19 protein-coding genes and 2 pseudogenes are annotated in these 25,376 nt (G+C 70.9%); 14 read left to right on the forward strand and 7 right to left on the reverse strand.

Annotated features, from left to right (window positions below):
- Window positions 1-47: 47 nt before the first annotated feature.
- From narH to BN1197_RS10005, 4 genes are all read left to right on the forward strand, one after another.
- The gene (gene narH / locus BN1197_RS09990; protein ID WP_040159164.1) at window positions 48-1,649 is read left to right on the forward strand and encodes a nitrate reductase subunit beta; all 1,602 of its coding nucleotides are present in this window, start codon (window positions 48-50) and stop codon (window positions 1,647-1,649) included.
- Complete coding sequence (narJ, locus tag BN1197_RS09995; RefSeq protein WP_040159167.1) at window positions 1,646-2,464, forward strand: nitrate reductase molybdenum cofactor assembly chaperone; 819 nt, start codon at window positions 1,646-1,648, stop codon at window positions 2,462-2,464. The genes narH and narJ overlap by 4 nt, the downstream gene beginning before the upstream one ends.
- A gap of 2 nt (window positions 2,465-2,466) precedes the next feature.
- Window positions 2,467-3,231, forward strand: a complete 765-nt coding sequence (gene narI, locus BN1197_RS10000; protein ID WP_040159169.1) for a respiratory nitrate reductase subunit gamma — start codon at window positions 2,467-2,469, stop codon at window positions 3,229-3,231.
- A 159-nt stretch (window positions 3,232-3,390) separates the two neighbouring features.
- Window positions 3,391-3,993, forward strand: coding sequence for a protein-L-isoaspartate O-methyltransferase family protein (locus BN1197_RS10005; RefSeq protein WP_040159172.1), 603 nt, complete (start codon window positions 3,391-3,393; stop codon window positions 3,991-3,993).
- Window positions 3,994-4,016: 23 nt separating this feature from the next.
- Here the strand turns inward: BN1197_RS10005 and BN1197_RS10010 are convergent, their stop codons facing one another.
- Entirely contained in the window at window positions 4,017-4,820 is an 804-nt protein-coding gene (locus BN1197_RS10010; protein ID WP_141397262.1) for a helix-turn-helix transcriptional regulator, read from the reverse strand.
- A 313-nt stretch (window positions 4,821-5,133) separates the two neighbouring features.
- Between BN1197_RS10010 and BN1197_RS10015 the strand changes: the two genes are divergently transcribed.
- Entirely contained in the window at window positions 5,134-6,093 is a 960-nt protein-coding gene (locus BN1197_RS10015) for a hypothetical protein (RefSeq protein WP_040159174.1), read from the forward strand.
- Between the two features lie 23 nt (window positions 6,094-6,116).
- On the opposite strand, the gene BN1197_RS10020 is transcribed toward BN1197_RS10015, so the two are convergent.
- Window positions 6,117-7,034, reverse strand: coding sequence for a WcbI family polysaccharide biosynthesis putative acetyltransferase (locus tag BN1197_RS10020; protein WP_141397263.1), 918 nt, complete (start codon window positions 7,032-7,034; stop codon window positions 6,117-6,119).
- 131 nt (window positions 7,035-7,165) lie between these two features.
- Here BN1197_RS10020 and BN1197_RS10025 point away from each other — a divergent pair, with 131 nt between their 5' ends.
- The 4 genes from BN1197_RS10025 to bioD all read left to right on the forward strand — a co-directional run bounded on the left by BN1197_RS10025 (window position 7,166) and on the right by bioD (window position 11,863).
- The gene (locus tag BN1197_RS10025) at window positions 7,166-8,524 is read left to right on the forward strand and encodes a M18 family aminopeptidase (protein WP_052466450.1); all 1,359 of its coding nucleotides are present in this window, start codon (window positions 7,166-7,168) and stop codon (window positions 8,522-8,524) included.
- Window positions 8,525-8,592: 68 nt separating this feature from the next.
- Window positions 8,593-9,996, forward strand: coding sequence for an aminotransferase class III-fold pyridoxal phosphate-dependent enzyme (locus BN1197_RS10030; RefSeq protein WP_040159178.1), 1,404 nt, complete (start codon window positions 8,593-8,595; stop codon window positions 9,994-9,996).
- Window positions 9,993-11,159 carry an aminotransferase class I/II-fold pyridoxal phosphate-dependent enzyme gene (locus BN1197_RS10035; RefSeq protein ID WP_040159181.1) on the forward strand — a complete coding sequence of 389 codons (1,167 nt, stop codon included), beginning with the start codon at window positions 9,993-9,995 and terminating at the stop codon, window positions 11,157-11,159. Before BN1197_RS10030 ends, BN1197_RS10035 begins: the two co-directional genes overlap by 4 nt.
- Entirely contained in the window at window positions 11,156-11,863 is a 708-nt protein-coding gene (bioD, locus tag BN1197_RS17800; protein ID WP_040159185.1) for a dethiobiotin synthase, read from the forward strand. Before BN1197_RS10035 ends, bioD begins: the two co-directional genes overlap by 4 nt.
- Before the next feature lie 40 nt (window positions 11,864-11,903).
- On the opposite strand, the pseudogene BN1197_RS10045 reads toward bioD, so the two are convergent.
- Window positions 11,904-12,989, reverse strand: a pseudogene (locus BN1197_RS10045) (AMP-binding protein); the annotation flags it as partial.
- 163 nt (window positions 12,990-13,152) lie between these two features.
- Between BN1197_RS10045 and ppdK the strand changes: the two are divergent.
- The gene (ppdK, locus tag BN1197_RS10050) at window positions 13,153-15,855 is read left to right on the forward strand and encodes a pyruvate, phosphate dikinase (protein WP_040159187.1); all 2,703 of its coding nucleotides are present in this window, start codon (window positions 13,153-13,155) and stop codon (window positions 15,853-15,855) included.
- Window positions 15,856-15,964: 109 nt separating this feature from the next.
- Here ppdK and BN1197_RS10055 read toward each other — a convergent pair whose 3' ends face one another.
- The 3 genes from BN1197_RS10055 to BN1197_RS10065 form a co-directional block, all read right to left on the reverse strand.
- On the reverse strand, window positions 15,965-17,368 hold the full coding sequence (locus BN1197_RS10055; RefSeq protein ID WP_040159190.1) for a tryptophan-rich sensory protein: 1,404 nt from the start codon (window positions 17,366-17,368) through the stop codon (window positions 15,965-15,967).
- Window positions 17,369-17,372: 4 nt separating this feature from the next.
- Complete coding sequence (locus tag BN1197_RS10060; RefSeq protein ID WP_040159192.1) at window positions 17,373-18,095, reverse strand: CPBP family intramembrane glutamic endopeptidase; 723 nt, start codon at window positions 18,093-18,095, stop codon at window positions 17,373-17,375.
- Window positions 18,096-18,341: 246 nt separating this feature from the next.
- Entirely contained in the window at window positions 18,342-18,848 is a 507-nt protein-coding gene (locus BN1197_RS10065; protein ID WP_141397264.1) for a MarR family winged helix-turn-helix transcriptional regulator, read from the reverse strand.
- Window positions 18,849-19,133: 285 nt separating this feature from the next.
- Here BN1197_RS10065 and BN1197_RS10070 point away from each other — a divergent pair, with 285 nt between their 5' ends.
- Genes BN1197_RS10070 through BN1197_RS10085 form a run of 4 tightly spaced genes read left to right on the forward strand, consistent with a single transcriptional unit; the run spans window position 19,134 to window position 24,280 of the window.
- Window positions 19,134-20,495, forward strand: a complete 1,362-nt coding sequence (locus tag BN1197_RS10070) for a purine-cytosine permease family protein (protein ID WP_040159195.1) — start codon at window positions 19,134-19,136, stop codon at window positions 20,493-20,495.
- A 28-nt stretch (window positions 20,496-20,523) separates the two neighbouring features.
- Window positions 20,524-22,074 (forward strand): hydantoinase/oxoprolinase N-terminal domain-containing protein, encoded by a 1,551-nt coding sequence (locus BN1197_RS10075; RefSeq protein WP_040159198.1) that lies wholly within the window; start codon window positions 20,524-20,526, stop codon window positions 22,072-22,074.
- Window positions 22,071-23,147: an S-methyl thiohydantoin desulfurase family protein gene (locus BN1197_RS10080; protein WP_040159201.1), complete on the forward strand. Its 1,077-nt coding sequence runs from the start codon at window positions 22,071-22,073 to the stop codon at window positions 23,145-23,147. Before BN1197_RS10075 ends, BN1197_RS10080 begins: the two co-directional genes overlap by 4 nt.
- A complete protein-coding gene (locus BN1197_RS10085) occupies window positions 23,144-24,280 on the forward strand; it encodes an S-methyl thiohydantoin desulfurase family protein (protein WP_052466456.1) in 1,137 nt (378 codons plus the stop codon). The genes BN1197_RS10080 and BN1197_RS10085 overlap by 4 nt, the downstream gene beginning before the upstream one ends.
- On the opposite strand, the pseudogene BN1197_RS10090 reads toward BN1197_RS10085, so the two are convergent.
- A pseudogene (locus BN1197_RS10090) lies at window positions 24,236-25,249 on the reverse strand (IS481 family transposase); the annotation flags it as partial. The gene BN1197_RS10085 and the pseudogene BN1197_RS10090 sit on opposite strands and share 45 nt — an antisense overlap.
- Window positions 25,250-25,376 lie beyond the last annotated feature (127 nt).

A 25,376-nucleotide genomic window follows, 5' to 3' on the forward strand; every position in this document is an offset into this window, starting at 1 on the left:
CCCGAACTCCTGATGACCTCCGCTCCCACACACCGAGGAGTCCAGTAATGCGCGTCATGGCCCAGATGGCGATGGTGATGAACCTCGACAAGTGCATCGGGTGCCACACCTGCTCGGTCACGTGCAAACAGGCGTGGACCAACCGCGCCGGCACCGAATACATCTGGTGGAACAACGTCGAGACCCGACCCGGCCTCGGCTACCCCCGCACATACGAAGACCAGGAGAAGTGGAAGGGCGGCTGGGTCCTCACCTCGTCCGGCCGGCTCAAGCTGCGCGCCGGTGGGCGCGTCAAGAAACTGCTCCAGATCTTCGCCAACCCCGTGCTGCCCGGCATCGAGGACTACTACGAGCCGTGGACCTACGACTACGACACGCTCATCAAGGCCCCGCTGCAGAAGCACACCCCCGTCGCCCGGCCCTTCTCCCTCATCACCGGCAAGCCGATGAACATCGAGTGGTCGGCCAACTGGGACGACGACCTCGGCGGTAACACCGAACTCCTCGAACGCGACGTCGTCCTGCAGAAGGTGCAGGCCGACGTCAAGATGGAATTCGAGAAGACGTACATGTTCTACGTCCCTCGAATCTGCGAACACTGCCTCAACCCCAGCTGCGCCGCGAGCTGCCCGAGCGGCGCGATCTACAAGCGCTCCGAAGACGGCATCGTGCTCGTCGACCAGGACGCCTGCCGCGGCTGGCGCCAATGCATCACCGGCTGCCCCTACAAGAAGGTCTACTTCAACCACCGCACGGGCAAAGCCGAGAAGTGCACCTTCTGCTTCCCTCGCATCGAGGTCGGCATCCCCACCGTCTGCTCCGAGACCTGCGTGGGCCGGCTCCGCTACATCGGGCTCGTCCTCTACGACGCCGACAAGGTGCTCGACGCCGCCGTCGAGCCCGACGAGAAGAAGCTCTACGCCGCCCAGCGCGACTGCTTCCTCGACCCGCACGACCCGGTCGTCATCGAGGAGGCGCGCCGCGCCGGCATCGCCGAGGACTGGATCGCCGGTGCACAGAAATCCCCGGTCTGGCGCCTCATCCACGATTACGAGATCGCGCTGCCGCTGCACCCGGAGTACCGCACCATGCCGATGGTCTGGTACATCCCGCCGCTCAGCCCGATCGTCGACGAGGTCGCCAGGTCCGCGGACGCCTCGGTCGACGTCGAATCGACCGACGTGCTGTTCAGCGCCATCGACACGCTGCGCATCCCCAGCGAGTACCTCGCCGAACTCTTCACCGCCGGTGACGTGGGCATCGTCGACGGCGTGCTCAAGAAGCTCGCCGCGATGCGCTCGTACATGCGCGACATCAACCTCGGACGCGACCCCAAGGCCGAGATCCCGGCCTCGGTCGGCATGACCGAGGAGGACATGTACGAGATGTACCGCATGCTCGCCATCGCCAAGTACGAAGAGCGGTACGTCATCCCCAGCGCCCACGTCGAGGACGCACACCGCCTCGAAGAGCTCGCCACCGACTGCTCCGTGTCGCAGTACGGGGGCGGTGACGCCCCGTTCGGTGCCGACTCCGGTCGCGGTGGGCCGGTGCCCGTCGCGATCCAGTCCCGGCGCGAGATCGCCAAGCGGCAGACCGCCGACTCGATGGGCGACCCGAGCGACCGCAGCGAGGGGCTGACGCAGTGAAGATCTCCCTCCCGCTGTTGCGCCGACGGCCGGATCCGTCGTCGACGCCCCGGCCGTCGTACGGCTCCGCCGGCGGCGACCTTCGCGACCCCGAGGCGGGAACGCCCTGGACGCCACCCGACGCGGCGGTCCGCCAGGGCATCCCCGTGGGTGCGACGGTCATCGAACGATCCGTCGACGTGCGCGTGCCGGAATCCGACCGGGTCGTGTATCAGGCCGCCTCCCTCCTGCTCGACTACCCCGACGAGCAGCTCCTCGCCGACCTCCCGGTCATTCGGGCGGCTATCGAGGAGGGACTCTCCGGTCACGAGGCCCGTCATCTGCTCGCGCTCGTCGACCATCTCGAGTCGGTCCCGCTGGCCGAGACCCAACGGCACTACGTCGAGACCTTCGACCTGCGTCGTCGCTGCTGCCTGCACCTCACCTACTACGCCTACGGCGACACCCGTCGCCGCGGCATGGCGCTGCTCGACATCAAGCAGACCTACCAGCGGTGCGGTGCGACGCTGCGCGAGGACGAGCTGCCCGACCACCTGTGCGTCATCCTCGACTTCGCGGCGAGCGTGTCGCCCGCGGTCGGTCGCACGCTGCTGCTCGACCACCGGCCGGGCCTCGAACTGCTGCGGATCTCCCTCACCGAACGGGAGTCCGTATACCGACACGCGCTCGAAGCGGTGAGCCGCACCCTGCCCACCCTCGTCGGGCACGACCGCGACACCGTCCGTTCTCTCATCGCCTCCGGCCCGCCCGACGAGCAGGTCGGCATGGAGGCGTACGTCTCGGGTAGCCACGCAACGACTGGAGTGAGGGTCTGATCATGGGTGAGCTCTTGTGGGTCGCACTGCCCTACCTGTGCATGGCGGTCTTCGTCGTCGGTCACTGGTGGCGCTACAAGTACGACAAGTTCGGCTGGACCACCCGTAGCTCGCAGATGTACGAGAGCCGGTTGCTGCAGATCGGCAGCCCGCTGTTCCACTTCGGCCTGCTCTTCGTCATCGGCGGTCACATCCTCGGCCTCGTCATCCCCAAGTCGTGGACGACGGCCGTCGGCATCAGCCAGGACGTCTACCACTTCATGGCCCTGTCGCTGGGCGCGATCGCCGGCTTCTGCACCATCGTCGGCATGATCATCCTGCTCGCCCGCCGCCGGTTCACCCCGGCCGTGTTCAAGGCGACGACCGCGAACGACAAGCTCATGTACCTGTTCCTCGCCGCGGTCATCCTGCTCGGTCTCGGCAACACCGTGCTCGGCAACCTCGTGTCGCACTACGACTACCGCGACGGCGTCTCGATCTGGTTCCGCCAGCTCTTCTACTTCCAGCCCGACCCGACCCTGATGGAGCAGGCGCCGCTGACGTTCCAGCTCCACGCGATCCTCGCGTTCCTGCTCTTCGCGATGTGGCCGTTCACTCGGCTCGTGCACGTGTTCAGCGCGCCGCTGGAGTACCTGTGGCGGCCGTACGTCGTCTACCGGTCGCGTCCGGGCAGCCGGCTGGGCAGCCGCAGCGCCCGCCGTGGTTGGGAGCGCAGCACTCTGCCCGAGGACCGCGGCGCCGGTGCTCACGCGGCGCCTCGTCGCTGATCTCCACCGCCTCCTCCACCGTGCGAACCGGCGGGTCTCCCCAGGGAGGCCCGCCGGTTCGTCTGTCCGGCCGCGGAGACGACGCGTCTTGCGGGCCTGCCCTCGCCGGATCGGACGCTCCCGCGGGCGGCGCCGCTGCGACCGGCCTAGGGTCGATCCATGAGCGGGACGGAGACCACGCGACACCGGGTCGAGGACGCCATGCGCAGCGTGCGGCGGGAGGGGTTTCTACCCGCCGCGCAGCGGGGCGACGCTGGACTGGACCAGCCGCTGCCGCTCTGGGCCGGGCAGACCAACTCTCAGCCGACGACCGTCGCGAACATGCTCGAGCTGCTCGATCCGGCCCCCGGAGACCGGGTGCTCGACGTCGGCGCCGGGTCGGGATGGACGACCGCGCTGCTCGCACACCTCGTCGGCGCAGGGGGTTCGGTGCTCGGCCTGGAGATCGTGCCCGACCTCGCCGAATGGGGAGCGAGCAACGTCGCCGCCACGGATCAACCCTGGGCCCGGCTCGAAGTCGCCGATCCGGGCGAGCTGGGACGCGCCGCGGAAGGGCCGTACGACCGCATCCTCGTCTCGGCGATGGCGCGACGGCTCCCGCAGGATCTCCTCGACCAGCTCGCACCGGGCGGGGTCATGGTCGTGCCCGTCGACGGGTGGATGCTCCACGTCGAGCGGCCGACGGCGCCCGATGCGGAGACGGTCGTGACCCGCCACGGGCCCTACCGGTTCGTGCCGCTCCTCACTCCCGAATCGCGCTGATATGCGCTGATACTGCGCGGGAGTCAGGCGTCGGCGTCGTCGGCGGCCTTACGCCGCGCGGACCGCCCCTCGTGCACGGGCAGGTAGGCGAGGCAGGCGCCGGGCTCCGCGAACGGCACGACGTGGACGCCGTCGGTCGACTCGTCGCGGGCCTCATACGTGCCCAGTACTGCCCCGAGATGCACCGAACAGACGACCTCCGGGTTGCGCCGGGCCGCCTCGAGCATCGGGCACTCCTGCAGCCGGACCTTGAGCACGGTGGGCTCCGCCGACTCGTCCTCGGGCGTCGTCGCGTCCTGGGACTCCTGCGGGTCGTCGTCGCCCGGGGCGCCCTCGACGCGCGGGTCGAAGCCGAGATCGGTGAGCAGGGTGAGCGAATCGTCGGCGGCGTTGCCACCGAGGGAGTCGGTGGGACGATCGAGGGTGCTCATGCGACGGCCGGCGTCGACCGCGAAACCGCGGGCATCGGGCACCGCCTCGCTGATCTGGTCGGAGAGGGCCGAGACGAGGTTGACGTACTCGCGCATCTGCGGGCGGACCAGCTCGGGGGGCACCGCGGTGTAGCGGATGGCCGGACGTCCGCGTCCCTTGGCGGGGCCGGTCGTGCGGACGACCAGACCGGCCGAGGCAAGCGCGTCCAGGTGCTCGCGCACGGTGTTGGTGTGCTGACCGCACTCGGCGGCGAGGACTCCGACCGTGGTGGGCTCGGCGTGACGGCCGAGCTGCTCGAGCACGGACGCTCTCGCCTTGGACATCTGGGTGGCAGGGTCGAGCTTCGGGCCGACCGGTCGCGGCCCTAGGCCCTCCTCGGCGCGCTCTGTGGACACCTGCTCATCCTACGGGAAAATCCACGGAATGGACCGGGGGTCTGTGGGTACTGCCGCATGCACGCCTTCGCCGAGCCCCGCCCGCGGCCGCCCACTCGAGGTGGAAGATGGGATGGCAGCAGATGTGGGGTGATGACCCCCGATTTCCTGCCATCCCATCTTCCACGTCGGATTCCCCGGTGGGCGGGGGCGTCGGTGTGGGTGCGGGGAGCGTCGCGAGGGCGAGTGCGCGGTCGGCGTGAGGAGGCGCGCGCCCGTACGATGGCTCGCGTCACCTCGCTCCTGGGTGATGCCGCAGCGTGAAAGGTCCCTCGTGCGTCGAATTCGCCTCGCCCTGTTGACCCTCTCCACCGCGCTCGCGCTCGGCGCATGCTCGGGAATCCCGCCCGAGCCGTCGGTCGCGGGGCAGTCGGCGGGCGGCGGGGCGCCGGGGGCCGAGCAGCAGACCCCGACCCCGACACCCACGCCGAAGGAGCTCCCGCAGGGCGGCCGGCAGATCTTTCCCGCCTACCGCCTCGTCGGGTACTCCGGCATCAAGGGTTCCGGTCCCGGGTTGGGCCGCGCCGGCGTCGGCAACATCGACGACCGCATGACCGAGATGGTGGAGCGGGCGCAGCCGTACGGCAAGGACGGCCGCAAGATCATGCCGGTGCTCGAGTACATCGCGACGATGGTGCACCCCTGCAAGAACGCCCCGAAGTGCCGCACGGCCTCCACCGACGACAAGATCCAGGAGCACCTCGACGCCGTCCGCAAGGTCGACGGCATCCTCCTGCTCGCGATCCAGCCCGGTCGCTCCGACTTCCTCACCGAGGTCAAGCGCTACGAGAAGTTCCTCAAGGAGCCCGACGTGGGGCTCGCGCTCGACCCGGAATGGCGCATGGGCCCCAACCAGGAGCCGATGCACACGTTCGGGAGCACCGACGCCAAGGAGCTCAACCAGGTGAGCGCCTACGTCGAGAAGCTCGTGGCCGACAACGATCTGCCCGAGAAGGTGCTGCTCTACCACATGATCCGCGTCAACTGGGTGCGCAACCACGACGAGCTCAAGCCCCGCCCGGGTGTCGCCTTCATCCTCAGCGTCGACGGCATCGGCGACCAGAAGCTGAAGGAGGGCACCTGGAAGTCCCTCATGGCGGTCAAGCCCCCGTTCGTCCACCCCGGTTTCAAGCTCTTCTACCAGGAGGACACGGCCGGCAAGGGATGGAAGCTCATGACGCCGGAGCAGGTCATGGCCTTGACTCCGACCCCGGAGTACGTGCTGTACGAGTGATCTCGACCGGCGGCTCGGCGCGGTCAGAGCAGCCCGAGCATCTCCATCCGGGGCGCCTCCGCGGCGAGCACGGCCTTGAGCACGTCGGGATGACGGTGGTACCAGCGCACGTGCGCGCGCTGCACTCTCCTGATGGTGAGGTTGCGCCCGTTGACCGACCACCGATCCGAGGTGGGGGCCTCGACGCCGAGGGCCTCCGCGACCTGGGGTTCGACCGGCCCTCGGCACTGGCCGAGCAGCAGCGTTCCGGGATCCACGGCGGTGATGTCGACGTCGAGCGCCCGCTGGATGTCCTGGGCGATGCGAAGGAGCAGGAGGTTTCCGGGCCGGTCGACGGTGTGGACGGCGCCGAGCCCTGCGCCACGCACCGAGCTCGCGATCGAGCAGTCGGTGAGGGCTTCGTTGCGTCGCATCCGCAGGAGCTGCCAGGCCGCGAACTCCCGGATGACCTGGGCCGGCGGGACGAGGTCGCGCGCGCTCTCCGGTGACATGCGTCCGGCGGCGACGGCGACCGAACGCAAGTCGTGGTACGGGACCATCGGGGGATCGGAGAGACCGGCGACCGGGTCACGGCCGACGTGGAAGGGGTGAAGACCCGCGTAACTGATGCGCGGGAACGTCACGACGGGGATGCCGGGGCGCAGGTGCGGCAGCAGATCCCCGAGCCCGACGGGCAGGCCTCGGTAGCCGGAGGGGAGGTGCTCGGTGATGAGCGCGTCCGCGTGGTTGAGCAGACGCAGCATCCCGGGCACGTCGGCGAGGGTCATGTCGTCGACCGAGGAAGCACTCACCGCGATGTACGGGGCCCGCAGGTCGGCGGTGAGCAGGCGTCGGAGCGAGTCCGCCTGTGGACCGCCGAGAATGACCCACAGGGGTAGCACGCGCCGGCACCCACTGTTGCGCCCGCGCTGCCTCACCACCCTGGTGGCCGTTGCGCTCATGTCTCCCGGATACCCGAACGGCGCGGACCTCATGCGTGGCGACCACGGAGTTCGGGCTTCCGAGGGGCCTGATCGGGCCCGGATCACCGCGTCCTCACCAGCGGCGATGGGGTGATCCGTAGGCTGTGGACATGGCCAGCGATACGACCCGACCGACCGATCTCGATCCGCTCGACGAGCACGCACGGGGGCTGTGCGCGTTCGTCGACGCCTCGACCTCCCCGTACCACGCGGTCGCGGAGGTGGCGCTGCGCCTGGATGCGGCCGGGTTCGTCGAGGTCGTCGATGCCGACGCCTGGCCGGCCGAGCCCGGCAGCCACTACGTGCGTCGCGGCGGCTCGATCGCCGCGTGGTCGACGGCCCACCTCTCCCGGGATGCCGCGGCGTCGGCGCCGTTTCGCGTCGTCGGTGGTCACACCGATTCGCCCAACCTGCGCATCTCACCGCTGCCCGACCGGAGTTCGGCGGGATGGGACCAACTGGTCGTCGAGGTGTACGGCGGGCCGTTGCTCAACTCGTGGCTCGACCGCGACCTCGGCATCTCGGGGCGGGTGGCCGTGCGGGACGCCTCGTCAGCGACGGGCGTGGGGGAGCGGCTCGTCCGGGTCGATGAGGCCGTGCTGCGGGTGCCGCAGCTCGCGATCCACCTCGATCGCTCGTCGAACGACGGGCTCGCGCTCAACCCGCAGCGTCATCTCACGCCGATCTGGGGCGCGACCGGCGACGCCCCGTCGTTCGACGCCTACCTCGCCGGGCTGCTCGAGGTCGACGAACGCGACGTGCTCGCGTTCGACGTCATGACCCACGACCTCACGCCTTCCGGACCGCTCGGCCGGGCGCAGGATCTCCTCGCGGCCCCGCGGCTCGACAACCTCGGCACGTCCTACGCCGGGACGGCCGCGTTGATCGCCGCGATCGAGGCGCTGGGGCATGGGAACGGGCAGGGGGAGGCCGCGGAGTTCGTGCCGCTGCTCGTCCTGTTCGACCACGAGGAGATCGGTTCGACCACCAGCAGCGGTGGTGACTCGACGTTCCTGCCGACGGTGCTCGAGCGCGTCGTCCTCGCTCGCGGCGGCGACCGGCAGAGCTACTTCCGATCGCTCGCGGGCAGTCTCATCGTGTCGGCCGACATGGCGCACGCGACCCACCCCAACTACGCCGACCTGCACGAGCCCAATCACCGTGTCGAGATCAACGGCGGGCCGGTGCTCAAGGTCAACGCCAAGGGCCGGTACGCCTCGGATGCGCAGGGGGCGGCGCAGTTCGCTCTCGCCTGCGAACGGGCCGGGGTCCCGATGCAGGTGTTCCGCAGCCGCGGCGACATGCCCTGTGGGTCGACGATCGGCCCGATGTCCGCCGCGCTCACCGGCGTCACGACGGTCGACGTCGGCGCCCCCATGCTGTCCATGCACTCGGCTCGTGAGTTGACGGGCGCCCGCGATCCGGGCATGTACGTCGCGGCGCTCACCGCCTGCCTCGCGCCCCGCTGATCGATGTTCCGCGCAGGGGTGCGGCCTGGCCGTCGGGGGTCGTGCGACCGGTCGGCAGAATGACGGGCATGAACAGCATCCCGGCCGACGAGGTGGAACGACTGCTGGCCTACGACCGGGCGCACGTGTGGCATCCGTACTCCTCGGCGCTGCGGCCGTCGGTGATGCAGTTCGCCGAATCCGCGAACGGCGTGCGGCTCCGGCTGCGTCGTGCGGAGGACCCCGACGAGACCGTCGAGGCGATCGACGCGATGGCCTCGTGGTGGTGCGCGATCCACGGTTACGGCGTGCCCGAGCTCGACGCGGCGGCCCGCGGACAGCTCGACTCGATGAGCCACGTGATGTTCGGCGGCCTCACGCACGGCCCGGCGATCGCGCTCGCGCGGGCGTTGATCGACCTCGCCCCCGGTGCGGGCGGCGCGATCGGCGGCACGGGCACGGTCGGTGACCCGGGCGTCATGGCCGTGCCGGAGGACGAACGGCTCGCGCACGTCTTCTTCGCGGACTCCGGCTCGGTGTCGGTCGAGGTGGCACTCAAGGCGGTGTGGCAGTTCCACGCGCTCGCCGGGCGGCCGCGGAGCCGGATGTTCACGATCCGCGGCGGCTACCACGGCGACACGTTCGGGGCGATGAGTGTGTGCGACCCGGTCGGCGGCATGCACACCCTGTTCGGCGACATCCTGCCCGCGCACGTCTTCGCGCCCCGACCGCCGGCCGGCGTCGACCGCTCGCCCGACGATCCGGAGTTCGTGGCGTGGGAGCGCGCCACCCGCGCGCTGTACGCCGAGCACGCCGACGACATCGCCGGGGTCATCTGTGAACCCGTGCTGCAGGGGGCGGGCGGCATGCACGCCTACAGCCCGCACGCGGTGCGGGTGCTCGCCGACCTCGCCCGACAGCACGGCGCGCTGGTGGTCTTCGACGAGATCGCGACCGGGTTCGGCCGCACCGGCACCTTCTGGGCGGCGGATCGCTGCGGGGTCGTCCCCGACATCCTGTGCCTCGGCAAGGCCCTGACCGGCGGGTACGCCACGCTCGCCGCGATGCTCTGCACCCCCGCCGTCGCGCGCGGCGTCAGCGCCGAGCCGGCCGGGGCGCTCATGCACGGACCGACGTTCATGGCCAACCCGCTCGTCTGCGCGATCGGGGGCGCGAGCATCGACCTTCTCCGCCGCACCGATCCGCTCCCCAGGATCGGCGCTCTCGAGGCGAGGCTGGCCGAATCCCTTTCGCCTGCACGTGCGTTCACCTCCGTTGCCGACGTGCGTACGCTCGGGGCGGTCGGTGTCGTCCAGCTCGAGGAACCGGCGCGGACGGCGCAGATCGCGGCCGCGGCGCTGGCGCGCGGGGTGTGGGTGCGCCCGTTCCGCGACCTCGTCTACACGATGCCGCCGTTCGTCATGGACGACGACGACGTCGCGACGCTCGGGTCGGCCCTCGTCGAGGCCGTCGCCGAGGTGCACGGCCGATGACCGCGATCGGTGCGTCGGGCAATCCGGGTCTGGAGGCGTTCCTCGACGCCCACGAGGAGCGTCGTGCCCGGCTGGGTCTGGAACGGCACCTCGTGGCTCGTGCCGGCACGGCGGCCTCCGAGAGCGGCACCGCGCTGCTCGACCTCGCCGGGAACGACTACCTCGGCCTGCTCACCCACCCCGCGGTCATCGACGGTGCGGTCGCGGCGGCCCGCGCCTACGGCGGTGGCGCCGGAGCGTCGCGCCTCGTCACCGGGCATCTCGATCTGCACGACCACCTCGAGCGCGCTCTCGCCGACCATCTGGAGGCGCCGGCGGCACTGGTGTTCTCCACGGGTTATCACGCCAACCTCGCCGCGCTGTCGGCCCTCACCGACGCCGAGAGCCTCGTCGTCTCCGACGCTCACGCCCACGCCTCCCTCATCGACGGCGCGAGACTCTCGCGCGCCGAGGTCGCCGTCAACCGGCACAACGACGTCGACCACGTCGCCGAACTCCTCGCGACCCGGAGCGGCCGCCGCGCGGTCGTCGTCGTGGAATCGGTCTACAGCGTGCTCGGAGACGCGGCTCCCCTCGTCGACCTCGTGGCGCTCGCCGACGCGCACGACGCGACGCTGCTCGTCGACGAGGCCCACGGGCTGGGAGTCGTGGGTGGCCGCGGCGAGGGGGCGGTCGCCGCGCAGGGGTTCGGCGGGCATCCTCGGGTGGTCGTCACCGCGACCCTGTCGAAGTCGCTCGCGGCGCAGGGTGGGGTGGTGGCGGCGTCGGCTCGGGTGAGACAGCACCTCGTCAACGCCGCCCGCGCCTTCGTCTACGACACGGGGCTCGCACCGGCGGCGGCCGGCGCCGCACTCGCGGCTCTCGACGTCCTGCGGGCCGAGCCGGAGCGCGCCGACCGCGCTCGTCGCAACGCTGAGCTGCTCGCCGGAGCGTGCCGCATCGACCCGGTCCCGGGTGCCGTTCTCTCCGTGCCGATGCCGGGGCCGAAGGAGGCGCTCGCAGGCGTCGCGCAGGCGGCGGCCGCAGGCGTCCGGATCGGCTGCTTTCGTCCGCCCTCGACCCCCGACGGTGATTCCCGGCTGCGGCTCACCGCGCACGCCCAGCACACGGCCGACGACCTCGCCCCCGCGCTCGCGGTGCTCCGCGAGATCATCGACGCATGACCCGGGTCCTGTGCGTCGCCGGCACGAACACCGACATCGGCAAGACCGTCGCGGCCGCCGCGGTCGTCGCGAGTGCACGTGCCGCGGGGCTGCGCGTCGCCTACGTCAAGCCCGCCCAGACCGGGCTCTCGCCCGAGGAGACCGGCAGCGACGCCGACGAGATCCGCCGTCTGACGGGCGAGGTCGACGTGTACGAGTTCGTCCGTCTTCCCGACCCGCTCGCCCCCGCGACCGCTGCCCGCGTCGCCGGAACGCAGGTGCCCGCGGTCGCCGAACACGCCCGTCGCATCGTCGACCTCGCGAGCCGTGATGACCTCGACCTCCTCGTGGTCGAGGGCGCCGGCGGTCTGCTCGTGCGGCTCGACGCCGACGGGGGCACCCAGGCCGACCTCGCCCGGGAGCTCGTGGGGCATGGGCTGAACGTGTCGTTCGTCGTCGTCGCCGACCCGGCGCTCGGCACCCTCAATCTCTGCGCGCTCACCCAGGAGGCGCTCGACGCACGCGATCTGCGTTGCGAGGGCTACGTCTTCGGAAGCTGGCCTGCGGGTGACATCCCGCTCGCCCTCACGCACAACCTCGTGGACCTCCCGCACGTGACCGGTCGCCCCCTGCTGGGTCGAATCCCGGCCGGCGCGGGACGGCTCGCACAGCGGGAGTTCGTCGAGCAGGCACCGGGGTGGGTTCGGCTGCCCGACGCGTGGTGAGCAGACCGCGCACCGCCTCGCGGTCGGGTTTGCCGGGGCCGGTAAGCGGAATCGTGTCGGCGACGGCGACGAACCGCGGCAGGGCGTACCCCGGCAGGTCGAGACCGGCCCGCAGCGCCTCGAGGCCCGGTGCGGTGGCGCCGGGGCGGGCCACGAGGAGGGCGCCGACGATCTCCCCCCACTCGAGATCCGGCAGGCCCTGCACCGCGACGTCGGCGATCTCCGGGAACCGTGTGGCGATGGCCTCCTCGACGACGCGGGGCACGACCTTCATGCCGCCGGTGTTGACGACGTCGTCGGCCCGGCCGAGCAGCACCAGGCGGCCGTCGCGCAGCTCACCGAGGTCGTCGGTGCGAAACCACCGGCGTCCGGCCGTGCTGCGGAAGGCGTCGTCGAGCTCTGGCCGGCCCGCGTACCCCGTCGCGATCATCGGCCCACCGATCTCGACCCGCCCGTCATCGAGGCGAAGCTGAGCGCACGGCAACGGGATTCCGTCGTACACGCAGCCGCCGGACGTCTCGCTGGTGCCATAGCCGAGGGTGAGCCCGAGCCCGGCCGCGCGGGCCCGGGCCTGGACGGCCGCCGACAGTGGTGCGCCGCCGATGAGCAGGCGGTCGAAGCGGCGAGCGGCGTCGAGCGCGGCCGGGTCGTCGAGGATGCGGACGAGCTGGGTCGGCACGAGGGTCGTGTAGGTGCGGGCTGACGCGTCGTCGAGGAGGTCGGCGGCCCGGGTGAACGCCGCCGGGGTGAAGGGGCCCGGCGGCAGGCACACGGGCTCGTACCCGGCCGTGTGACTGCGCAGCAGGACCTGGAAACCGGTGATGTGCGCCGGGGGCACCGACAACAGCCACTGGCCGGGACCGCCGAGGTGGGCGTGCACACCGTCGATCGACGCCCGCAGTGCCGTGGCGGTGAGCTGGGCGAACTTGGACCGGCCGGTCGAACCGGAGGTGCCGACGAGCAGAACCGTGCCCTCGGCGACCTCGCAGTCGGGCAGCAGATGCGGTTCTGCGCACAGCGGCGGCCCCGACCCGTCCATGGCGGATTCGACCTGGTTCCAGGCGCGTACGGCGTCCTGCCAGGAGAGCCCCCGAGGCGGCCACTCCCGCACGACGTCCGACCGCATCCGGCCACCCTATGCCGCCGCGTCGGGACCCCGGCGCGGGTCCGCCGAGCCCGGCGGTGTGATCCAGGGTGCTCCGTGACAAAAGACCCGGTGGTGGAGCGCACACCCGGATTACTGTGGTCCGGACACAGACGTCCGGCACCAAGCGGGAAGGCTCGCACCTATGACCAAGTTCGTCTACGCCCTGTCGGAGGGCAACCGCGATCTCAAGGACCTCCTCGGCGGCAAGGGGGCCAACCTGGCGGAGATGCACAACATGGGGCTGCCGGTCCCGCCGAGCTTCACGATCACCACCGAGGCGTGCAAGGCGTACCTGGAGAAGGGCAGCGAGCCCACCGAACTTGCCGAGCAGATCGACGAGCACATCGCGCAGATCGAGAGCGAGATCGGCAAGAAGCTGGGTGACCCGCAGGACCCGCTGCTCGTCTCCGTACGCTCCGGCGCCAAGTTCTCGATGCCCGGCATGATGGAGACCGTCCTCAACATCGGTCTCAACGACGAGTCCGTCCAGGGACTGGCCAAGGTCACGGGGAACCCGCGCTTCGCCTACGACTCCTACCGGCGCCTGCTGCAGATGTTCGGCAAGACCGTGCTCGACATCGACGGTGAGGAGTTCGAGTCCGTTCTCGACGAGGCCAAGGACGCCAAGGGCACGAAGAACGACCTCGACCTCGACGTCGACGACCTCGAGAAGATCGTCGACCGGTTCAAGGCCATCATTCGTGACGCCACGGGCAAGGAGTTCCCGCAGGAGCCCAAGGAGCAGCTGCTCGAGGCGATGCGGGCGGTGTTCCGCTCATGGAACTCCGAGCGCGCCGTGCTCTACCGCCGCCAGGAGCGCATTCCCGCCGACCTCGGCACCGCCGTCAACGTGTGCACCATGGTGTTCGGCAACCTCGGCGAGACGTCCGGCACCGGCGTCGCGTTCACCCGCGACCCCGCGAGCGGCAGCCAGGGCGTCTACGGCGACTACCTGCAGAACGCCCAGGGCGAGGACGTCGTCGCCGGCATCCGCAACACGATGAGCCTGGCCGACATGGAGGGCGTCGACAAGCCCGCCTACGACGAGCTGATGGACATCATGGCCAAGCTCGAGCAGCACTACAAAGACCTGTGCGACATCGAGTTCACGGTCCAGAACGAGAAGCTGTGGATGCTGCAGACCCGCGTGGGCAAGCGCACCGCCGAGGCCGCGTTCAAGATCGCGTGCCAGCTCGTCGACGAGGGCGCGATCAGCGAGCAGGAGGCCCTCTCCCGCGTCAACGGCGACCAGCTCGTGCAGCTCATGTTCCCCCGCTTCGACGAGAAGGCCGAGAAGACCAAGATCGGTCAGGGCATGAACGCCTCGCCCGGTGCCGCCGTCGGTGAGCTGTGCTTCAGCTCGCCCAAGGCCGCCGAGCTCGCCGAACAGGGCAAGAAGGTCATCCTCGCCCGCCGTGAGACCAACCCCGACGACCTCGTCGGCATGATCGCCGCGCAGGGCATCCTCACCAGCCGCGGCGGCAAGACCTCTCACGCCGCCGTCGTCGCCCGCGGCATGGGCAAGACCTGTGTCTGCGGCGCCGAGGAGCTCGGCATCGACGTCGCCAACGAGACGATGAAGCTGCCCGACGGCACCGTGATGAAGGCCGGTGAGGTCGTGTCGATCAACGGCACCACCGGCGAGGTGTTCCGCGGTGAGGTGCCCGTCGTCGACCCGCCGGTGGTCAAGTACTTCGAGGGCCGGCTCTCGGAGTCCGAGATCGACGCCGACGAGCTCGTCCACGCCGTGCACCGCATCATGGGCATCGCCGACCGCATGCGCCGCCTCAAGGTGCGCGCCAACGCCGACACCGGTGACGACGCCGCCCGTGCCCGCCGCTTCGGCGCCCAGGGCATCGGTCTGTGCCGCACCGAGCACATGTTCCTCGGCGACCGTCGTCCCTTCGTCGAGAAGCTCATCCTCGTCGAGACCGACGACGACAGGCACGCCGCGCTCGACGCGCTCGCCCCGCTGCAGAAGGGCGACTTCGTCGAGATCTTCGAGGCGATGGACGGGCTGCCGGTCACGGTGCGCCTGCTCGACCCGCCGCTGCACGAGTTCCTCCCCTCGCACATCGAGATGACGGCCCAGGCCGCGGTCGCGAAGTCCAAGGGGCAGGACCTCACCGAGGACCAGCAGAAGATCATGGCGGCCGTCGAGCGCATGTCGGAGCAGAACCCGATGCTGGGTCTGCGCGGCGTCCGCCTCGGCATCGTCATCCCCGGCCTGTTCGAGATGCAGGCCAAGGCGATCCTCGAGGCTGCGGCCGAGCGCATCAAGGCCGGCGGTGACCCCAAGCCCGAGATCATGATCCCGCTGGTCGCCGCGGTGCAGGAGCTGGAGATCATGAAGGACGCGATCAAGCAGGTCGCCGACGAGGTCAGCGAGGAGACCGGTATCGACCTGCGCAACGTGCCGATCGGCACGATGATCGAGCTCCCGCGCGCGGCCGTCACCGCCGGGCAGATCGCGGAGTCGGCGGAGTTCTTCTCCTTCGGCACCAACGACCTCACCCAGACCACGTGGGGCTTCTCGCGCGACGACGTCGAGGGTGCGTTCTTCAGCCGCTACATCGACAAGGGCATCTTCGGTGTCTCCCCGTTCGAGACCCTCGACGTGGTCGGTGTCGGTGCGATGGTCGAGATGGCCGCCAAGGCCGGCCGCCAGACGCGTCCCGAGATGCACCTCGGCGTCTGCGGTGAGCACGGTGGCGACCCCGCGTCGGTGCACTTCTTCGACTCGATCGGCCTCGACTACGTGTCGTGCTCGCCGTTCCGTGTTCCGGTCGCCCGGCTCGAGGCCGGCCGCGCCGCCAACGAGGCCGAGGGCAGCGACTTCCGCTGAGCCTCACCGCCTTCGTACGCCGAGGAGCCCCGAACCTGGTCCAGGTCCGGGGCTCCTCGGTGCGAGCGGGTCGTTCCTCCCCGTGGAGAGGCGATGGCGAACGGCCCCCTCAGTCGCCGCGGTTGCGGGAGGCGATCGCGGCCGTGAGGGCGGTGGCGAAGGCGCACCATGCGGCGTAGGGCGCGAGACCGGCGCCGTGACCGGGGCTCGCCTCGCGGGCCCGGCGTGCGAGGTCGGCGGAGCTGAGCGCGAGCACTCCCGCCTCGAGCGTCGCGAGGTCGAGACGCCGCACCCGCCAGAACAGCACGCTCCAGCCCGCGTTGAGTACGAGATTGGCGGCGAGAGCGCGCCGGTAGTGCTCGGCCTCCTCGGCGCGGCCGTCGTCCTCCAGCGTTCGGATCACCGACGTCGAGATGCCGGCGATCGAGGCGTACAGCGGCGTCCAGACCAGCGGGAACGCGACGGGCGGTGGCTGCCACGCCGGCAGGTCCAACGCGCGGTACCAGCGTGACTTCGGCGTGGTGGCGAGGCTGCCGACGGCGGCCGCGGCAGCGACGGCGGCCGTCGTCCTCGCGAGCGTGGCCGGTCCGCGTTGGGGTGGCGCGCCGGCCATCGCCCGGCGGATCGCGTCGTCGTAGCCGGTCGGACCGCCCGGGGGAGGACCGACGAGCTCCTCGAGGTCGTTCTCGCGGCGGACGACCTCGTGGACGAGGCTGCCGACCAGCGGCCGGGCGAGACCGGAGGAGACGGGCGTGACCAGCCCGATCCATTGACTCGCGAGCTCCGGGGTGAGCACCGGCACTGGCACGATGAGCCGCTTGCGACGGCCGGTGACCGCGGCGAATCGCTGCATCATCTGCTCGTAGGTGAGCACCTCCGGCCCGCCGATGTCGAAGGTGCGGTTGGCCTCCGGGGGCAGGCCGGCGGCCGCGACGAGGTAGTGCAGCGCGTCGTCGACGGCGATGGGCTGGATGCGGTTGCGCAGCCACGTGGGCGTGATCATCGCGGGCAGCCGCTCGGTGAGATGACGCAGCATCTCGAAGGACGCCGAGCCGTCTCCGAGCAGGATGGCCGCCTGCAGGCACGCGGCCGGCACGGGGGAGTCGAGGAAGATCTCGCCCACCTCGACGCGGGAGGCGAGGTGCTCCGACAGCTTCCCCTCGGGGTGCAGCCCCCCGAGGTAGACGATGCGTTGCACCCCGGCCCGGTCGGCTGCCTGCGCGAACCGGCGGGCCATGTCCTTGTCACGATCGGCGAGGTCGCCGCCGCCGTCCATCGAGTGCAGGAGGTAGTAGGCGACTTCGATCCCGCCCAGCGCGCGGTCGAGGTCGGCGGCGTCGGTGGCGTCACCCTCCACGACGTCGACCTGGTCGGCCCAGGGGCTGCCGTCGAGCTTGCCGGCGTCACGGACGAGCACGCGCACGCGGTGACCGGCATCGAGCAGCCGGGGGACGAGGAGCCCGCCGACATAGCCGGTGGCTCCGGTGACGAGCACGGAACGGGGTGGGGTCATGGGTTCACCTCAGCAGGTCCAGGAGGGGCGGGAGGAGGAATAGCATGGTCGACGACCAGGCGATATGGACGAGGATCGGGCCCAGGACACCCCCGGTCACACGCCGCTGCAGCCCGCACACGAGGCCGAGGACCGCAGCGGCGAACACGAGCAGTGGAATGCCGCTCGTCGCCGTGGTCAGCGTGTAGAGGACGGTCGTCACCGCGACGGCGTGGCGGCGTCCGATCGCGGCGAACAACGCGCCGCGAAAGTACAACTCCTCGCCGATGCCGTTGAGGATCGTCACGAGCGCCACGACCCACAACGACCCGACGCGCGCGTGATCGAGCAGGGCGTCCACCGGCCCTCGGAGAACGGGGATCCGTGCGACGACGAGCGCACCCGCGAGGAAGAGCCCGATGAGCAGGGCCGCGAGGGCCGCCGACTGCACGACGGGCCGGCCGATCCCCCCCTGCCGGGTCCACGCGTGGCCCAGGTGCAGCGGCCCGGAGGCGAGCGCCCCGACGGCCCACACGGCGGCCAACGCGAGCGTGACCGGGTAGAACCCGGGCGCGCCCGCCGGGATGTGCAGACCGACCCCGAGGAGGATCGTGCCTGCGACCAGCGTCAGCGCCGCCACGACGCGACGACGCACGAGCGCGGTCCGTGACTGCGTGTGATCCCGGGGCACGGGATCGAGCAGGGCGGCGTGAACGAACGCTCGCAGCTCGCGCACGGGGTCGATCATCGCGCTGCTCCGGGTGGTGTCATCGAACCCCTTTCGTCGGGCCTCGGGCTGGTCGACGGGCGGTCGGGGCGACCGGAGCCCGGCCGCGGCCGAGGTCGGTCGCCACTAGCGAGCTCGTCACCGTCGACGGGATGAACTCGGCGGGACGCATGCGACGACCCGGCCGAACACGCCACCGGGTCATCGCCGGCTCCTTCGATGGTGGAAAGACTCGTCGCCGCGAAACTTACCCCCGCTCTGCCGATCTCACACGGGGTCGACGGTCGCGTCATCCTCATCGGCGTCGGCGACCGAAGCGCGCCGGGTCGCCTCGATGAGATCGTCGAGCACGCGCTCGACGAGGGCGAGCTCCTCGGACGTGTATCCCGCGAGCGCCTGCGCGTAGCTGCGGTTGAGCGGCCCGAACATCGTTCGGCTGGCGCGCCGTGCCGTGTCGGTGAGGCGCACGACGACGTGACGCCGGTCGCTGTCGTGCAGGGCACGAGTGGCGTGCCCGACGCGTTCGAGGCGGTCGACGAGGGCCGTGGCCGCAGCGGCGGAGAGGCGGGTGCGTCGGGAGAGCTCGCCCGGAGTCAGGGCCTCGCCGCGGCGCCACGCGCTCACGAGGGTGCCGATCGCGGTGACGTCGGTGCGATGCAGCCCGAGAGAGCGGGCGACGGCGTCGACGTAGCCGTCGATCTCACCCGTCAGCTCACGGAGCCGATCGCCGATCCCGCGGCCAGGCCGGTGATCCCGTTCTGCTGCGGTGCTCACCGTGCCCTCCCGATCGACCCTTCGACGAACCGGATCGCGGCCGCCCTTCCGCGCCGGGCCGGTCATGCCCGATCGTCGCATGACGGGCGAGCTCGAAGCGGGTATCCGGGCGGGCGAGGCTCCGAGCGGTGCCCGCCGACGGTCTTTGTGCGGCTCTGCACACGCGCGCCCACAATTTGTGCAGATCGCACGTAGTCGAGGTCGAACGCCTCTCCTAGCGTGACCGAATCGCTCCGCTTCCACCCGCGGACGATCTCTCGCCCACACCGACAGGAGGCAGCCGAGATGGATGCTGCACACGACGACTACGCGCTCGGCCGGGTCGCGCGGAACGACCGGCGGCACTGGTTCGGCATCGCCGTCCAGCGCTTCGGGCAGGTCTCGGCGCTCTCACAGTTCCTGCTGGGGGCGGCGCTGGGTTACGGCCTCGGGTTCTGGGACGCGGCCCTGGCGTTCCTCCTCGGCTCGATCCTGCTCGAGGTCATCACCTGCATCATCGGCGTCATCGGGCAGCGGGAGGGCATGCAGACGGCGCTGCTCGCGCGGTGGACCGGGTTCGGCGAGGTCGGCTCCTCGCTCGTCGGCCTCGCCATCGGCATCAGCCTCATCGGCTGGTTCGGCATCCAGAGCGGCATCTCGGCCGAGTCCCTCGACAGCCTCATGCCGGGTCTGTTGCCCGTCTGGGCGTGGAGCGTGCTCGCCGGCCTCGCGGTGACGGCGATCGTCGCGTTCGGGTTCCAGGGCATGCAGTGGCTCGCCAACGTCACGGTGCCGCTGTTCCTCGTGCTCGTGGGCTGGTCGATCCTCAGCGAGCTGTCGCGACACTCCCTCGCCGAGCTCATCTCGTCGCCCCCGCCGGGCGAGCCGATGTCGGTCTTCGCGGGCGCGGCGCTCGTCGCGGGCGGCTTCATCGTCGGCGCGATCGTCACCGCCGACATGACGCGCTTCAACCGCTCCGGGGCCGACGTCGTCAAGCAGACCGTCGTCGGGATCACCCTCGGCGAGTTCGTCATCGGGATGGCCGGGGTGCTGCTCGCCCACGCGGCGGGCACCGACAACATCGTCGCGATCGTCACCTCGTCGGTCGGCGTCGTCGGCCTGCTGATCGTGCTCACCGGCACGCTGAAGATCAACGACTGGAACCTCTACTCCTCCGCGCTCGGCCTCGTGAACTTCAGCTCCACGACGTTCGACCGCGCGCTCCCGCGGCGCGGCACGACGATCGTGCTCGGCGTCGTCGGCACGGCACTCGCCGCCGTCGGCATCCTGCAGAGCTTCACCGACTTCCTCATCGTGCTCGGCGCCGCGTTCCCGCCGATCGCGGGCATCATGATCGCCGAGTACTTCATCGTCCGGCGTTGGCGTCCCGAGCTCGACGCCACCCGCGACGAGGAGCTGCTGCCCCCGACCGCGCCGCGTTGGGTGCCCGTCACGCTCGTCATCTGGCTCGTGTCGTCGGTCGTCGGCTACCTGCTCACCTGGGGCATCCCGTCGGTCACCTCGCTGGTGCTCTCGATGGTGCTCTACGCGGTCGCGGGCAAGCTCGGCCTCGTCCGCGGCGTGGGCGTCGTGCCCACCGACAACGACATCCCCGTCGGCGGTGCCCCGCCGGTGGCGGTCGACCACGCCCAGCTCCCCACCGACTGACCCCCCACGGATTCGAGGAACTCAGCACATGCACATCGGAATCGACGTCGGCGGCACCAACACCGACGCCGTGCTCATGGACGGGACGACGGTGCTCGCCGGCGTCAAACGCACGACCAGCGAGGACGTCACGGCCGGGATCGTCGGCGCGATCGAGAGCATCCGCGCCGAGCGCGAATTCGACCCCGCCCAGATCTCGGCGGTGATGATCGGCACGACCCACTTCATCAACGCCCTCGTCGAGGCCCGCCGCCTCGCGCCGACGGCGGCCGTGCGTCTCGGGTTGCCCGCGACGCAGGCGCTCCCACCGATGGTCGACTGGCCGGAGCGGCTGCGCCGGGCGATCGGCGGCCACGCCTTCCTCGCGCACGGCGGTTACGAGTTCGACGGCCGGCCGATCTCCCCGATCGACCACGAGGAGCTGCGGCTCATCGCCGGGCAGATCGGTGACGCGGGCGTGCGCTCGGTGGCGATCTCGTCGGTCTTCAGCCCCGTCAACCATGACCTCGAGGTCGAGGCGGCGGACGTGATCCGCGGTGAACTCGGTAACGACGTCGCGATCTCGCTCTCGCACGAGATCGGGCGCATCGGGCTGCTCGAGCGCGAGAACGCGACGATCATCAACGCGGCGCTGCGCGAGCTCGCGGGCGGCATCGTCGACGGCCTCACCTCGGCGGTGCGCCAGATCGGCATCGAGGCGCCGGTCTACCTCAGCCAGAACGACGGCACGCTCATGGACGACGAGTACGTGCGTCGTTACCCGGTGGCGACGTTCGCCTCCGGCCCGACCAACTCGATGCGCGGCGCGGCGGCGACGAGCGGCCTGACCGACTGCGCCGTCGTCGACATCGGCGGCACGACGGCCGACATCGGGCTGCTCGTCAACGGCTTCCCGCGCGAGACGACGACCGAGGTCACCGTCGCGGGCATCCGCACGAACTTCCGCATGCCCGACGTGCTCTCGATCGGCATCGGCGGCGGCAGCCTCGCCGACCCCGAGAGCGCGGAGGTCGGGCCGGAGTCGGTCGGCTACCGGCTCACCGACGAGGCGCTCGTCTTCGGCGGCTCGGTGCTCACCGCGACCGACATCGCGGTCGCCTCCGGGCGGGTCTCCCTCGGCGATCCGCGCCGTGTCGCCCACATCGACAAGGACTTCGCCGAACGCGTCATCGCCCGCATCGCCGAACGGGTCGCCGACGCCGTCGACCGGATGCGGACCTCTCCCGACCCCATCCCCGTCGTCGCCGTCGGCGGCGGATCGGTGCTGCTGCCCGACGAGATCCCGATGTTCGGGGCCGTCGAGCGTCCGCAGAACTTCGCCGTCGCGAACGCCGTCGGCGCCTCGATCGCGCAGGTGGGCGGCGAGGTCGACAAGGTCGTCGCCGTCGACCCGGCCCGTCGCGACGCCATCCTCGACGAGGTGCGCCAGGAGGCGGTCGACAAGGCCATCGCCGCCGGCGCCCGGCCGCGCACGGTCCAGATCATCGACTTCGACGAGGTCCCCATCCCCTACCTGCCCGGCAACGCGACCCGGGTCCGCGCGAAGGCCGTCGGCGACCTCGACATGGGGATGTCATGAGCCGCGCCATCACCACCGACCTCGTCGCGGACCTCGCCCGCGGTGCCGCCGTGCTCGGCACCGGCGGAGGCGGCGACCCCTACATCGGCGGCCTGCTCGCCCGCCAGGCGCTCGCCGAGCACGGCCCGGTGCCGACCGTCGCGCTCGCCGACCTGCCCGACGACGCCTTCGTCGCCTTGGTGGCGATGATGGGCGCGCCGACGGTCATGGTCGAGAAGCTGCCGGGCCTCGCGGAGGTCGTCGCGCCGGTGCGGGCGATCGAGCGGCTCCACGGCCGCCGGGTGACGCACGTGCTCTGCGCCGAGGTCGGCGGGGTCAACTCGACGATCCCCATCGCCGCGGCCGCCGCGCTCGGCCTGCCCCTGCTCGACGCCGACGGCATGGGGCGGGCGTTCCCCGAGCTGCAGATGATCATCCCCACCCTCTACGGCGTCACGGCCTCGCCGCTCGGGTTCGCCGACGACAAGGGCAACGTGGGCGTGCTCGAGACCGTCGACAACCTCTGGACCGAGCGGATCGCGCGCGTCGCGTGCGTGGAGATGGGCTGCTCGGTGATGATCAGCGGCTTCGCGATGAGCGGCGCGCAGGCGAGGGAGGCGCTCGTCGACTCCTCGCTGAGCACGTGTCTGCGCATCGGCGCCGCCATCACGCAGGCGCGCCGCGACAACCTCGACCCGGTGGCCCGCGTCGTCGACGAGCTCGGGGGCCGGGAGCTGTTCGGCGGCAAGGTGCGCGACGTGCAGCGGGCCACGAGCGCGGGATTCGCCCGTGGCAGCGCCCGCATCGAGGGCGAGGGCCGCGAGCTGGAGCTGCTCTTCCAGAACGAGAACCTCGTCGCGCTCCTCGACGGCGAGCCGGTGGTGACGACCCCGGACCTCATCATCGTGCTCGGGGAGGACACCGGAGAGCCGATCACGACCGAGGCGCTGCGGTACGGCCAGCGCGTCCGCGTCGTCGCCGCCCCCGCGGACGAGCGCTGGCACAGCCCGGCCGGGATCGACTTGGCCGGCCCCCGGTACTTCGGGTACGACCTCGACCCGCTGCGCTTCGACGGCCGGAGGTCACAGCCGTGACGTGGCGACTGAGTGCGGACGACCTGCCGGACCTCGCCCGGGGCGCCACCCTGCTCGGCACCGGCGGGGGAGGCGATCCCTACATCGGCCGGCGGCTCGTCGAGCGCGTGCTCGGTGACGGAAGCATCGAGATCCTCGACCCCGACGAGATCGCCGACGACCTGTTCGTCATCCCGACCGCGCAGATGGGCGCGCCCACGGTGATGGTCGAGAAGATCCCCGCGGGCTACGAGGCGACGGCCGCGCTGCGCATCCTCGAGGAGCACCTCGGCCGCACGGCGGAGGCGACGATGCCCATCGAGTGCGGCGGCATCAACTCGATGATCCCGCTCGTCGTGGCGGCCGAGACCGGGCTGCCGGTGGTCGACGCCGACGGGATGGGCCGGGCGTTCCCCAAGCTGTCGATGGAGACGTTCGCCGTCTACGGCGTGCACGGCTCGCCCCTGGCGCTCGCGGGTGAGAACGGCGAGAAGGTCGTCATCGACACCGGCACCGACGACCGCCGGATGGAGTCGCTGGCGCGGGCGATCACAATCCGCCTCGGCGGGGTCGGGCACATCGCCGAGTACGCGATGACCGGCGCCGACGTGCGACGCACGGCCATCCCGCGCACCCTGTCGATGGCCTTGAGCCTCGGCCGGGCGATCCGGGAGGCGCGCGAGGCCAACCGCTCGCCGTACGAGGCGATCGAACAGACGCTCTCGACCACGTTGTACCGGTACATGCGGCGCTTGTTCGCGGGCAAGGTCGTCGACGTCGAGCGCCGTACCTCCGAGGGGTTCGCGAAGGGCGTCGCCAAGATCGCGGCCTCGGACGGCTCCGGCTCGACGCTCGAGCTGCGCTTCCAGAACGAGAACCTCGTCGCGTTGCGCGACGGCGAGTGCGTCGCGATCGTGCCGGATCTCATCTGCGTGCTCGAGGACGAGAGCGCCGAGCCGATCACGACGGAGGGGTTGCGGTACGGGCAGCGGGTGCAGGTGATCGGCATCTCGACGCCCGACATGATGCGCACGCCGGAGGCGCTCGCGGCGTTCGGTCCGGCGGCGTTCGGGCTGAGCGAGCCGTTCCGCCCCGTCGAGGAGCGCGCCGGTGTAACTCGGCAGGACGTTGTTGACGCGGGTCTTGAGGCGTGAGGCTGGAGGCTTGCCGCCGGCGGCGGTGTGGGGTCGATGGTAGTTGTAGTGGTTGACCCAGATGCTGATGCCGTTGCGTCGTTGTTGCTCACTGGTCCATGCCCGGGCATAGAGAACTTCGCTGCTCATCAGTCCTTGGTAACGCTCGACCTTGCCGTTGTGCTTGGTCGTGTAGGGGCGGATCCGCTGGTGGCGTGAGGCGAACGAGGCCAGGTGCCGGGTGAAGTGCTTGGAGGTGTAGGCAGGCCCGTTGTCGGTGACGATCCGCGTGTAGCGGGTGATGCCGTGAGCCCGGAAGAACACGCGGGCGCGGGAGAGGAAGGCGACGACCGTGGTCGCGGTCTCGTCGTCGTGGCACTCGCTGTAGGCCAGGCGGGAGAACCCGTCGACCGCGGAGTGGATGTAGGTGTACCCGGCGCGGGTGCCCTTGCGACCGCCTGCGCGGGCGGCGCGGTCGGCTGCCTTGTCTTGGGCGGATCCGCGTCCGTGGACGCGCCAGCCGCCACCGTCGGGGATTCGGGCGGCTTTCTTGACGTCGATGTGAATCATGTGCCCGGGATATCGGGCGGTGATCGTGCCCGGTGCGCGCAGCGGTTCGCCGTCGGCGTCGAGCCATGACAGACGCGGTAGGCCCACGCGGTGCAGGATCCGGGTGACCGTGCACGCCGCGATTCGTACGCCTTCGGCCGCCAGATCGGTGGCGATCCGTGTCGCTGAGCGATGCTTCTTGCGTAGCTCGATGATCCGCTCGACCACCACCTGGGATGTCTGGGTGGGGCGGTGGTGCGGTGCGCTGGAGCGGTCGGCCAGGCCGGCTTGACCGTGTTCGCGGTAGCGGTTGACCCATTTCGACAGGCACTGGCGTGACACGCCGGCTTCAGCGGCGACGTGGGCGATCGGGCGGTGCTGACAGCGCAGCACGAGCCGGTGACGGCCCTCGATGGTCAGGGGCGCATTACGGTGGGACACAGGGCAGGTCCTTCGAGATCGGCTACACGAGTTGCTTGGTCGCTACTCACGGTGCCGCCGTCGGACCTGCCCGTCCTCAACCCCGGCCACGCGTCAACAACCTCCTGCACCGCAACACCTAGGCTGA

This window comes from Mobilicoccus massiliensis, assembly GCF_000826525.2.
Taxonomy (GTDB): domain Bacteria; phylum Actinomycetota; class Actinomycetes; order Actinomycetales; family Dermatophilaceae; genus Mobilicoccus; species Mobilicoccus massiliensis.